The following is a 12323-nucleotide window of genomic DNA, read 5'->3' as shown; positions in this document are numbered from 1 at the left end:
ACAAGCCTTTTGCGCAGGGTGAATATGCGCAAGCAGCTATTGTATTTATAGCAAATACAGGCGGTTGCATGATTCCGCCCAAGCCTGCGTTCCCGCTCAGCGCCCCGCGAAAAACCGGGTTGCCGCCTCCACCGTGGCTTCGATGTCTTCGGCCGTGTGGGCCGCGCTGACAAAGCCGGCTTCGTAGAGCGCCGGGGCGTAATACACGCCGCTGTCGAGCATGGCGTGAAAAAAGCGGTTGAAGGTCGGGCTGTCGGTCTTCATGACCTGCGGGTAGTTTTGTGGCAATGTGCCCAGCAGGAAAAAGCCGAACATGCCGCCTTCGCTGTCGCCGCAAAAAGGCACGCCGGCCTGGTTCGCCGCGTGCGTCAGGCCTTCAACGAGGCTGCGCGTGCGCGCGCCCAGCGCGTCGTAAAAACCGGGTTTCTGGATTTCACGCAACGTGGCCAGGCCGCAGGCGGTCGCCACTGGGTTGCCCGACAGCGTGCCGGCCTGGTAAACACCGCCCAGGGGCGCCAGGTGCTCCATCACCGCGCGCGTCCCGCCGAAAGCGGCCATCGGCATGCCGCCGCCAATCACCTTGCCCAGCGCGGTTATGTCGGGCTTGAAGCCGGGAATGCTTTGGGCATAAACGCTTTGCGCGCCGCCAAGGGCTACGCGAAAGCCCGTCATCACCTCGTCAAACACCAGCAGCGCGTCGTATTGCGTGCACAGTTCTCGGCAGCGCTTGATAAAGGGCACGCTGGCGCGCACGAAGTTCATGTTGCCGGCAATCGGCTCGATCATCAGGCAGGCAATGTCCCTGCCGTGCAGCGAAAAGGCTTCTTCCAGCTGGGCGATGTGGTTGTATTCCAGCACCAGCGTGTGCTGCACCACTTCAGGCGGCACGCCCGCGCTGGTCGGGCTACCGAAGGTGGCCAGGCCCGAGCCGGCCTTGACCAGCAGCGCATCGGAGTGGCCGTGGTAGCAGCCCTCGAACTTGATGATCTTGCTGCGCCCGGTCGCGCCGCGCGCCAGCCGGATCACGCTCATCGTCGCTTCGGTGCCAGAACTCACCAGCCGCACCATTTCGATGGACGGCACGAGCTTGACGATTTCCTCGGCCAGTTCCACCTCGCGCTCGGTCGGCGCGCCGTAGGAGAAGCCTTCGAGCACGGCTTTCTGGACGGCTTCCACCACCGCCGGATGGCCGTGGCCCAGGATCATCGGCCCCCAGGAGCCGATGTAGTCGATGTAGCGCTGGCCGTCGGCATCCCAGAAATAGGCGCCCTGGGCGCGCTGGATAAAACGCGGCGTGCCGCCAACCGCCTTGAAAGCGCGGACTGGCGAATTGACGCCGCCGGGGATCAGCTTTTGGGCGCGTTCGAACAGGGCTGCGTTGCGCGATGTCGCGGGGGCGACAGGCTTAGTGTTTGGTTGTTCCATTAGGGGGGAATTCAAAAGGTGGTTTGGAGGTCAGGCCGGCATCGTCGTTGCCGGAGAGTTCGGCATCGGCCGCTTCGTCATCGGATGCTTCATCGTCCTCGGCCTGCGCCCAGAACAGGCGGTCCGGCACGATGTGGCCCATGCCCGGATGAAAGCCCGCGTCCAGGCTGTGGTCCAGATAGGTCAGCGCTTCGGCCGTGGCTGCCTGCAGATCGTGGCCATTGGCCAGCAGGGCGCAAAGGGCGGCCGACAGGGTTTCGCCGGCGCCTTCGAAGACGGCTTCAAAGCGTTCGAATTTTTCGCTGTACAGCACCGCCTGCGGCGTGGCCAGCACATTGTCAATGAACTGGTCGGGCAGCGGAATGCCCGTGACCAGCGTGTAAGGCACGCCCAGAGCGGCAGCTGCCTTGGCAATATCGCGGGCTGACGGATTGCGTTCCGTGGACCAGTCGGGCAGCAGCCAGCGCCACAAGGTGCTGTGGTTGCCAATCAGGAGGGTAACCTGCGGCAGCATCAGTTCACGAAATGCATCGAGGTAGCTGTCGATCTCGGTTTCATCCCACCACGACAGGCTGGGCATGTAGGCCACCAGCGGCACGTCCGAGTAGTCGGAGGCGATTTCGGCGATGGTGCTGATGTTCTCGGGACTTCCGACAAAGCCGACCTTGATGGCTGACACCGGCATGTCTTCCAGCGCGGCGCGTGCCTGTTCGGTTACTGCGTCATCGTCGAATGAGATGTGGTCAAAAATCTCTGCCGTGTCACGCAGATAGGTGCCTGTCACGACGGACAGCGGATGAGCGCCTGCCGAGGTGATGGCCGTGATGTCCGCCGTGAGGCCGCCTGCGCCGCTCGGGTCATTGGCATTGAACGTCATGACGCATGCCGGTGATGCATCGCTGTCCTCGATCTGGAGTTGCCGGCTGTCCAGTTGAGGTGTGTGGGGGTTTGCCATAGGCCTTGATTTTGCCTTGTACGTGAATTAGCAACGCCGCCTCGATACAATTGTTGCATTCTATTCGAAGGCAATTTAAGCTGTGACTCAATCAATGACCTGGATGTGTTTGATTTGTGGGTGGATTTACGACGAAGCGACAGGCGCACCCGAACACGGGATTGCTGCTGGTACGCCATGGAGTCAAGTCCCCATGAACTGGACCTGCCCCGAGTGCGGGGCACGCAAAGAAGATTTTGAAATGGTTCAGATGTAAGCAGTCCGACTGGCGCTTTGGAGCGCTTGAATGCGGTGAATCCAGTTGCTTCGGCGGCTGCAAAAACAGGAGTAAACACAGTGAGCATTCCCAGTTCCGGACTGAAGGTGTTGGTCATCGATGACAGCAATACGATCAGGCGCAGCGCCGAGATTTTTCTGAAACAGGGAGGTCATGAAGTATTGCTGTCAGAAGATGGCTTTGACGCCCTGTCCAAGGTGAATGACTACCAGCCCGATCTGATTTTTTGCGATATTTTGATGCCGCGCCTTGATGGCTACCAGACCTGTGCAATCATCAAGCGCAATGCAAGATTTTCGGATGTTCCCATTGTGATGCTGTCCTCCAAGGATGGCGTATTCGACAAGGCACGTGGCCGCATGGTGGGCTCGCAGGATTACCTGACCAAGCCGTTCACCAAGGATCAGTTGCTGCAAACCGTTCAGTCTTTGGGCACCGTTAAACATAAGGAAGTGTGATGTCAATCAAAAAAGTACTGGTCGTGGATGACTCGAAGACCGAGTTGATGTTCCTGACCGATTTGCTGGTGAAAAATGGCTTTAGCGTCAAGACGGCAGAAAATGCCGAAGATGCTTTTCGCCGACTGGCTGAAGAAAAGCCCGAGTTGATCCTCATGGATGTGGTCATGCCGGGGCAAAACGGGTTTCAGTTGACCCGCGCCATCGCGCGTGATCCGCTGTATGCGGATATTCCCATCATGATGTGCACCAGTAAAAACCAGGAAACCGACCGGGTTTGGGGCATGCGGCAGGGGGCACGCGACTACATCACCAAACCCGTCAATGCTGGCGAGTTGATGGCCAAAATCAAGGCTCTTTCCTGAGTTTTGGCATAAAACCACAACATGGCGAACAGACAAGCCCTTAAAGAGCTACAGACACGGCTGGCAGAGCGATTGCAGCTTGCCAAGATGCAAGGCATTGCACCCTCGTGGCTGGCCGTTGAAGCCGGTAGCAAAAAATACCTTTTCCCCCTGGCTCAATCCGGGGAAATTTTCCCCTGGATCGGCATCCAGCCGGTTTCCTATACCCAGTTCTGGTTTTTGGGTGTGGCCGGCTTGCGTGGCGGTCTTTATGGCGTGGTCGATCTGGCCGGTTTTGTGAGCGGCCAGCCATCCGTTTCGAGAAATGAACTTGCCCGTACAGAGTCGAGGCTTGTTTCTTTCAATAGCGCGCTTGAGGTTAATTGTGTCTTGCTGATCGACAAGCTAGCAGGATTGCGAAAACAGGATGCCTTCATCGATTTCTCGGTGCGAGCGCCCGATGCACCTGCATTTTTTGGAAACCAGTACGTTGATATCAATGGTGCAAGCTGGCAGGAAATCAACCTGCAGTTGCTTGCACAACAAGTTCATTTTTTGACCATAGCTGCTTAGCGCACCTCGTTACCCGTTTTATCCGAAGGCTCACTCATGTCTGTTATTGAAACTATCCAGAAGCTACTCAAAACCAGGTCAGCCCAGCCTGAAGACAGTGTGGCCATGGCCTCCGCAAGGATGGCGGGTGCTTCCTCTGCTGCCAGTTCCATGAATGGACGCGCCCGCATTTCCAAAGCAGAAGCGCAGGAAGAGATTTTTTCACCTAGCAGCATGGCGATTGCTGAAGACGGCGCGCTGGTCAATACAGAACTTCTAAGCCTTCCTGTGCTGGGTGCGCGTCCTCTGGGCGAACACCAGAAAATTTTGGTGGTGGTGCTGGCTGTCGCAGTTGCTGTCCTGGCAGTTGTGACAGTTTTTGCACTTAGCAAGGCAGATCGTGTCGCGCAACAGGTAGCTGCAACCGGACAGGCCTTGATGCAATCGCAGCGGCTGGCCAAATCTGCGTCGCAGGCCTTGGTCGGTAGCGCACAGGCGTTTCCCGATGTGCGTGAAAGTGCCGATGTACTGGCTAAAACAGTGCGTGGAATGAAATCCGGGGACGACAGCCTGCGTCTGTCGGCAGTGAACAACGCGCTGCTGCCTGATGTGGACAAGGTCACTCCCCTGGCTGAGCGGGCCGAGCAGAACGCCAACGTCGTCATGGGTCAGCAAGGCATTTTGCTGCAGGTTGGAGAAGCTTTGCGCACCATTAACCGACAGTCTTCCGACCTGCTCGAAATTGCTGAAACCGTTTCTTCGCTCAAGCTGCAGCAAAATGCTGCGCCGACAGAAATTTCCGCATCGGGTCAACTGGTGATGCTGACGCAGCGTATCGGCAAGTCTGCCAATGAGTTCCTGACCATGGAAGGCGTGAGTCCCGAAGCCGTGTTCTTGCTGGGCAAGGATCTGAATTCGTTCAAGGAAATCGCCCAGGGTCTGCTGGAGGGGAGTCCGGAGCTGCGCCTGGGCGCATCCAGGGATCCGCAGACGCGCGAGCGCCTGCAAGCCCTGATAGAGCTTTACGAAAAAACACGGGTGCAGGCCGGCGCCATTCTGGGTAATTTGCAGGGGCTGGTTTCGGCCCGCGAAGCGCAGGCTTCCATCATTGCAGACAGCGAACCTTTGCGTCGTGATCTTGAGAGTTTGCAGGAAGGTCTGTCCTCCCAAACCGGCCTGGGTGCTGGCGCTCTTGCCACGCTGGTCGCCGCTGCCTTTGTTGCACTGCTGTGCGCGGCAGGTCTGGCCCGCTTGCAGGTGAAGGACAGTCAGCAACGTCAGGCCGTGGCTGAAGGCCAGCGGCAGGATGCCAAAAGCCAGGAGCAGGATGCCAAACGCGTCAATGACGCCAACCAAGCCGCCATTTTGCGCCTGATGAATGAATTGCAGACAGTGGCCGAGGGCGATTTGACCCAGGAAGCGACTGTGACCGAAGACATTACCGGCGCCATTGCCGACTCGGTCAATTACACGGTGGAGGAGTTGCGCCAGTTGGTCGGTAACGTGCAGAGTACGGCAACCCGGGTGGCGCAGACGACAGCACAGGTGGAAAACACCTCCACGGAACTGCTTGCTGCCTCGACCGAGCAGTTGCGTGAGATTCGCGAAACTGGTCAGTCTGTCGTTGACATGGCTGTCCGAATCAACGAAGTGTCCACACAGGCCCAGGAATCATCCCTGGTGGCGCGGCAGTCGCTGACGGCTGCCGAGTCCGGTTTGCAGGCGGTGCAAAACGCCATCGGCGGTATGAATTCCATCCGTGACCAGATTCAGGAAACCTCCAAACGCATCAAGCGACTGGGCGAGTCGTCGCAGGAAATTGGTGAAATTACCGAACTGATTTCAGACATCACCGAGCAAACCAACGTGCTGGCGCTCAACGCAGCCATTCAAGCCGCCTCGGCAGGTGAAGCCGGACGAGGTTTCTCGGTGGTGGCCGAGGAAGTGCAGCGGCTGGCTGAGCGGTCTGCCGATGCAACCCGTCAGATTTCAGCACTGGTAAAGGCCATTCAGACCGATACCCAGGATGCGGTAGCCGCCATGGAGCGCTCGACGCAGGGCGTGGTCGAAGGGGCCAAACTTTCCGACAGCGCCGGCACTGCATTGTCGGAGATTGACCAGGTGTCGCGCCACCTTGCGGATCTGATTGAACAGATTTCCGATTCTGCCTCCAGGGAGGCTGCATCGGCCAATGTGGTGGCGGATAACATCCAGCACATTTTTGTAGTGACGGAGCAAACCGGAGAAGGTACCCGTTCCACGGCGCAGCAGGTGCGTAATCTCTCCCGCATGGCGGAAGAACTGCGGCAATCGGTGTCACGATTCAAGATTGCCTGATTCCCTGCACGATGTCCTGACTGCGAACCCCGATTCCTGAACCTGCCTGTTATTTATGCACCCCATGGTCACGAATTCAATTACCGCCGAACCCGATGTCGTCGTGAATGACCTGGGCCCGCTGGCTTGGGTTCTCAACGAGATATCCAAGTCGCTGGAGGCTGCCACCAAAGCACTCAAGCGCTTTGCCAAGGACGCAGATACAGCGCGCGGTTCCGATCTGGCAGCGATAGACGCCAGCCAGTTGCGCATTGCACGGCAGCAACTTCACCAGGCCGTTGGTGCGCTGGAAGTGGTTGGACTCGCGGAGCCCGCCATGATGCTCCGGGCCATGGAAGCTGCTGTGCAAAAGTTTGTGCAGCAGCCCGAGCTTTGCAGCCAGGATGCGGTCGCCAAGATCGAATACGCCAGTTTTGCGCTGACGGAATATCTCGAAGGCGTGCTGGCAGACAAGCCGGTGTCTGCGGTGTCCTTGTTTCCTCAATACCGCAATATTCAGGAGTTGGTGCGGGCCGACCGTATTCATCCGGCCGATTTGTGGTCCTACGAATGGCGCTGGCTGGAGCCGCAACTGTCTGTAACACCAGAGGCGCGTCATTACGACGCTGATGCTCGCGCCCTTCTGGATCAGTCGGTCCTAAAGCTCATGAAAGGCAAGGCCCCCCAAGCCGCTCGCAGCCTCAGGGATTTGAGTCTCGGATTTGCAGCCGCTCAAACCGAACAGCAGCCCAGGATTTTCTGGCTGATTGCGGCCGGCTATTTTGAAGCCATTGCCCACAACCTGCTCAGTTCCGATCTTTATGTCAGACGTGCTGCTTCCAGAATTTTGTTGCAATATGCCTCACTGGCCAAAGGCGACCCGTCAATCTCCGAACGGCTGACGCTGGATCTGCTTTTCTTTTGCGTTCAGGCCGTGTCAAACCGGGCCAGTGACACGCCTGTTCTCTCGGCGGTGCGCTTTGCCTATGGGTTGACACGTTTCAAGCCGGTGGATTACGAGCTGGTGCAGTTTGGCCGCTTCGATCCGGCACTGCTGGCACAGGCACGCAAGCGTATTGTCCTGGCCAAGGATGCGTGGTCGTCGCTTTGCGCTGGCGAGAACACCAAAATCAAGCAGGTCGCCGACCAGTTCAGCCTTGTGGCTGACTCCTTGCGCAAACTGTATGTGGCCAGCGAGCCCCTTGCGCAAGCCCTGACCCAGGCAATCGAAGCGACCGTGCGCAGGAATAAAACCCCTGCGATTGCGTTGGCGATGGAAGTCGCTACCTCGGTGCTTTATCTGGAAGCGGTATTCGACGACCTTGATCCCGCCGATCCGCAACTGGTGGCAAGGACTGGCAGTCTGGCCGCGCGGCTCCAGGGCGTCATCCATGGCGGAGAGCCCCAGCCGCTCGAAGGCTGGATGGAGGAGTTGTATCGCCGGGTCAGCGACAAACAGACCATGAGCAGCGTGGTGACCGAATTGCGCGTTTCACTGGCTGAGCTTGAGCATTCGCTGGACAAGTTCTTTCGCAATCCGCAAGACAAGACAAGTTTGCAGTTGGTGCCAAAACAGCTGTCACAGATGCGCGGCGTACTGTCGGTCTTGGGGCTGGACCAAGCCTCCAGGGCCGTCCTGACCATGAAGGGCCGTGTTGAGCAAATGCTTGACACTGAAATTGATGAGCAGCAATTGCGTGCTGAAGGAGTATTCGAGCAGCTTGGCAACAACCTGGGCGTCTTGAGTTTCCTGATAGACATGCTTAATTACCAGCCTGCGCTGGTGAAAAAACTGTTTGTTTACGACGAGGAAAAAGACGAGCTCACATCGATGATGGGGCGCTCGGCACACGCCAGCGACGCTGCTTCAAGCATCACCGTGAATACTGCGCCTGCGCCGCTTTTGCCTGAAATTGCGTTCGCAGCGCATGACGCAGAAGATGACACGCCTCATGGAGAACTCAGCGCCGAGTTTGATGTGCTTTCGGTCTCCAGCGATGTCGCTGCGCCGTTGGTAGAACTTCAACCCGCGCATGATGACGCGCACGATGCCATTGCTGAGCATCCTGCTGAAGCCGAAGCTTTGACCGAGATGGTTCTTGCTGCAGTGCCGATGCCCCTAGTAGCACAGGGTAGCCCGTCGCTCGCCATGGATTTTGAAGAAGATGATTTGCGCGACATCTTCCTTGAGGAGGCTCGCGAAGTCACTGGCCATGCCGTGCAGGCGATCACTACGCTGGCAAGCCATCCTGAAGAGACTGAGCAATTGACGGTATTGCGGCGCGCCTTTCACACACTCAAAGGCAGTGCCCGGATGGTCGGGCTGAACGAGTTTGGCGAAGCCGCCTGGGCAATGGAGCAACTGCTCAACAGCTGGCTGGCTGATCAAAAAACCGCTACCAAGGAATTTCGCACTTTCTGCGCTGAGGTTATTTCCGGTTTCGAACGCTGGATTGACGATATTGCAGCAAACCAGGATGGCGTGTGGTCGGCCGTTGCGTTTTGCAGCAGCGCGGAAGCCATGCGCATTGAAGGGCACTACGTGGCGCTCAATTTGTCCCCTCAAGCCGGCGATCCCTTTGAAATGCCTTCCGTTGTGGATGTGCATACTGCTGAAGCTGCCACCCAGGCTGATGCCGCTTTTGAAGCTCCGATGGAGTTCGACATCATTTTTGATGAAGAGCCTGCCCAGGAACCCGCTTTCAAACAGGCCGTTGCGGCCCCTGTCGAGCTGGAAGAGCTGGACTTCGACAGCCTGTTTCTGCCGCCCTCTGAAGGCAGCGCGCCGTCAACTGCCACCGATTCTGCGGAGGCGATCGAGTTGCCGCAGGTCGTGGCAGGCCCAGAGACTGCCGCAGTTGCCGCAGTGAGCAGCAGCATCGAAGAGCAGGAAGAAAGAGAAGAAGACGCGATCAAGGTGATTGACGGATTGCGCATAGGCATTCCGCTTTACAACGTGTATTTGAGCGAAGCCGATGAATGGTCGCGCCGTTTGGTCAATGAAGTGGCCGAATGGGCGCTTGAAAGTCATCAGCCGGTCAGTGCTTCCACGGTGGCGCTCGCCCATTCACTGGCGGGAAGCTCTGCAACCGTTGGATTCATGGCCCTGTCCGGGATGGCGCGCGCCCTGGAGCACGCCCTTCAAAATTCCCGCAATCACCATAGCCAGGGTGCATCGGCCTATGGTCAGCTGTTTGTGGAGGCTTCCGAGGACATACGCCGCTTGCTGCATCAGTTTGCAGCCGGATTCCTGAAGGAGCCCCAGCCTGACATCCTTGAGCGTTTGACTGAACTGGAGTTTTCCGATTCCGTTTTCCCAGAAGCTTATGAAGACCAGGATATTGAAGCTTGCGCTGATCTGGTGAATCTACAGGATGGCACTTCAGGTTCCATGTCGGAGAGCTTGCGTCAGACGTTGGAACAAGCCGGGCCAGTGGCCCAATCCCAGCCTCCGGAAGATAACGACTTTTTCACCACTGCCCCATTGTCGGAGGCTGTTCCTGCGACCGCATTTTCAGCGCCCACAAATTCTTCGCCATCGCCACTTTATGAAGATGTCCACGATGACATTGATGCTGTCGATGCGATTGACCTTGACCTGTTTCCAATTTTCGAGGAAGAGTGCGCAGAACTCATGCCTCGTCTGGGATCGGCCTTGCGCCAGTGGGCCAAAACTCCATCCGATCAGAGTCCACGCCTTGAAGTGCTGCGTGTATTGCACACCCTCAAGGGCAGTTCGCGCCTTGCCGGGGCGATGCGACTCGGGGAAATGGCGCACCGGATCGAGTCCGAGATTGCATCCATTGGCTCGGAATCTGTCGCCAGCCAGGAGTTTGAATTTCTGTTGACCCGTTTTGACGGGATGCAGAATGCCTTTGAAGGTCTGCGTCGTCTCGATGCGATAGCATCCCAGGGCTTGCCGGCCCTGGTTGAGGACGTACCTGTTATCACCATCGAACCGGATCTGCAGGATATTCATGTCTTTCAACCCGAAAATGATGCGGAGATTCCCTCCGTCATCGACAGCACCCGTGTCATTACAAGTGCCAATGCCTATGCCCGAAAAATCGAAATTCCCGCACCGCAAGCCATGGTCATGCAGCCCTTGCGGCAGGCTGCCAATGCCACCATACGGGTACGCACCCAGTTGCTTGACCGCATGGTCAACCAGGCCGGTGAAGTCATGATCAGCCGCTCACGCCTTGAAGCTGAAGTGGGCCAGCTGCGAGTTTCCCTGAATGACATGACGGACAACTTGACCCGCTTGCGTCAGCAGTTGCGAGATATCGAACTGCAGGCTGAAACCCAGATGCAGTCGCGCCTGGCTCTGGCGAAGGAAGCGCAGGCCGGCTTCGATCCGCTTGAGTTCGACCGCTTTACCCGTGTGCAGGAGTTGACCCGCATGATGGCTGAGTCGGTCAACGACGTGGCCACCGTGCAGCGCACCCTGCAGCGCACCATCGAAGCCACGGAAGACGATCTGCTTGCCCAGGGCCGCCAGACGCGGGAGTTGCAGCGCGATTTGCTGCGCACCCGGATGGTGGAGTTTGAAAGTGTTTCCGAGCGGCTGTATCGTGTGGTCCGGCAAACATCCAAGGAAACCGGCAAACAGGTGCGCCTGGATCTGCATGGCGGCAACCTCGAAATGGACCGCGGCATGCTGGATCGCATGATTCCCGCTTTCGAGCATTTGCTGCGCAACTGCGTGACCCACGGCATTGAAGCACCGCAAGCCCGCACCAAGGCTGGCAAGGATCCGGTTGGCTTGATCACCATCCATCTTCGTCAGGAAGGCAATGACATTGCCGTGGAACTGGGTGATGATGGTGCGGGTCTGAACCTGGCCCGCATCCGTGAACGGGGTATCAGCCAGGGGCTGATGAAGGCTAACCAGGCGATGGATGATGAGGCCACCGCCAACCTGATTTTCCTTCCGGGCTTTTCAACGGCCGAAGTTGTGACAGAGCTTGCCGGCCGGGGTATTGGACTGGATGTGGTGCGCTCCGATGTGATCGCACTGGGCGGCAGGGTTAAAACCTCCAGCATTGCGGGTAAAAGTACACTTTTCACCCTCGTGCTGCCGCTGACCACGGCCGTGACGCAGGTGGTGATGGTTCGTGCCGGAAGCATGTCGGTCGGCATCCCGGCCAATGTGGTGGAAAACGTGCGGCGCATCCCGGCTGCCGATCTGCAACAGGCCTACCGCAGCGGCACGCTCGATGTCGGTGGTGAAACCGTGCCTTTCTTCTGGTCAGGCGCCTTGTTGCAGGCTTCGCATTTCAGTGGAGAAGCTCCGGCGAAAACCGCGCCGGTTGTCATTTTCCGCAGTGCCGCCCAGCGTATTGCCTTGCACGTCGATGAAGTGCTTGGCAACCGCGAGGTCGTGGTCAAAAACCTCGGACCCCAGCTGTCAGGGTTGCCGGGACTGACAGGCATGTCCATGTTGCCTTCAGGTGCCGTGGTGCTGATCTACAACCCTGTAGCACTGGCCGCGGTCTATGGCGAACAGGCGCGCGCATGGAGCAAAGACTATCTTGCTCAGGATGCGGCCCGGGTTTCCGGCCGCAATACCGATACCATTTTCCCTGTTTCAGTGGCACCGAAAACGCCGCTCATCCTGGTGGTTGACGATTCCATCACGGTGCGGCGTGTCACCCAGCGCCTGTTGATGCGTGACGGTTACCGGGTGGCGATGGCGGCCGATGGGCTGCAGGCTCTGGAGCGGCTGCAGGAAGAAATCCCGGCCGTGGTGCTGTCAGACATTGAAATGCCGCGCATGGACGGTTTCGATCTGGCGCGCAACATCCGGGCCGATGAGCGCATGAAAGGGCTGCCCATCATCATGATCACTTCCCGCATCGCCAACAAGCACAACGAGCATGCCGTGGAGCTGGGCGTCAACCATTACCTGGGCAAGCCTTACTCCGAAGATGAGCTGTTGCGGCTGATCCGGCAATACTGTTCCGTGCAAACTGCTGTGATGGCTTAAAAAAACC

General features: G+C 58.0%; 8 protein-coding genes. 6 read left to right on the top strand and 2 right to left on the bottom strand.

Going from position 1 to position 12323, the window contains the following annotated elements:
• Positions 1 to 96: 96 nt before the first annotated feature.
• Positions 97 to 1425 carry a glutamate-1-semialdehyde 2,1-aminomutase gene (gene hemL / locus PNAP_RS16765; protein WP_011802725.1) on the bottom strand — a complete coding sequence of 443 codons (1329 nt, stop codon included), beginning with the start codon at positions 1423 to 1425 and terminating at the stop codon, positions 97 to 99.
• On the bottom strand, positions 1406 to 2380 hold the full coding sequence (gene thiD, locus PNAP_RS16760; RefSeq protein WP_011802724.1) for a bifunctional hydroxymethylpyrimidine kinase/phosphomethylpyrimidine kinase: 975 nt from the start codon (positions 2378 to 2380) through the stop codon (positions 1406 to 1408). The genes hemL and thiD overlap by 20 nt, the downstream gene beginning before the upstream one ends.
• A gap of 82 nt (positions 2381 to 2462) precedes the next feature.
• Between thiD and PNAP_RS25805 the strand changes: the two genes are divergently transcribed.
• From PNAP_RS25805 to PNAP_RS16735, 6 genes are all read left to right on the top strand, one after another.
• Positions 2463 to 2636, top strand: a complete 174-nt coding sequence (locus tag PNAP_RS25805; protein ID WP_011802723.1) for a rubredoxin — start codon at positions 2463 to 2465, stop codon at positions 2634 to 2636.
• 80 nt (positions 2637 to 2716) lie between these two features.
• A complete protein-coding gene (locus PNAP_RS16755) occupies positions 2717 to 3115 on the top strand; it encodes a response regulator (protein ID WP_041376768.1) in 399 nt (132 codons plus the stop codon).
• Positions 3115 to 3480, top strand: coding sequence for a response regulator transcription factor (locus tag PNAP_RS16750; protein WP_011802721.1), 366 nt, complete (start codon positions 3115 to 3117; stop codon positions 3478 to 3480). The genes PNAP_RS16755 and PNAP_RS16750 overlap by 1 nt, the downstream gene beginning before the upstream one ends.
• 21 nt (positions 3481 to 3501) lie before the next feature.
• On the top strand, positions 3502 to 4032 hold the full coding sequence (locus PNAP_RS16745) for a chemotaxis protein CheW (RefSeq protein WP_011802720.1): 531 nt from the start codon (positions 3502 to 3504) through the stop codon (positions 4030 to 4032).
• A 36-nt stretch (positions 4033 to 4068) separates the two neighbouring features.
• Positions 4069 to 6348: a methyl-accepting chemotaxis protein gene (locus tag PNAP_RS16740; protein ID WP_011802719.1), complete on the top strand. Its 2280-nt coding sequence runs from the start codon at positions 4069 to 4071 to the stop codon at positions 6346 to 6348.
• A gap of 55 nt (positions 6349 to 6403) precedes the next feature.
• Complete coding sequence (locus PNAP_RS16735) at positions 6404 to 12316, top strand: hybrid sensor histidine kinase/response regulator (protein WP_011802718.1); 5913 nt, start codon at positions 6404 to 6406, stop codon at positions 12314 to 12316.
• Positions 12317 to 12323 lie beyond the last annotated feature (7 nt).

The sequence above is a fragment of the Polaromonas naphthalenivorans CJ2 genome, from assembly GCF_000015505.1.
GTDB classification, from domain to species: Bacteria; Pseudomonadota; Gammaproteobacteria; order Burkholderiales; family Burkholderiaceae_C; genus Polaromonas; species Polaromonas naphthalenivorans.
Note: the sequence above shows the minus strand (reverse complement) of the source record. Positions and strands in the feature narration are given on the sequence as shown.

Coding starts and splice junctions, on each gene's coding strand:
- hemL (WP_011802725.1), bottom strand. CDS start 1,425: ATGGAACAACCAAACACTAAGCCTGTCGCCCCCGCGACATCGCGCAAC.
- thiD (WP_011802724.1), bottom strand. CDS start 2,380: ATGGCAAACCCCCACACACCTCAACTGGACAGCCGGCAACTCCAGATC.
- PNAP_RS16750 (WP_011802721.1), top strand. CDS start 3,115: ATGTCAATCAAAAAAGTACTGGTCGTGGATGACTCGAAGACCGAGTTG.
- PNAP_RS16745 (WP_011802720.1), top strand. CDS start 3,502: ATGGCGAACAGACAAGCCCTTAAAGAGCTACAGACACGGCTGGCAGAG.
- PNAP_RS16740 (WP_011802719.1), top strand. CDS start 4,069: ATGTCTGTTATTGAAACTATCCAGAAGCTACTCAAAACCAGGTCAGCC.
- PNAP_RS16735 (WP_011802718.1), top strand. CDS start 6,404: ATGCACCCCATGGTCACGAATTCAATTACCGCCGAACCCGATGTCGTC.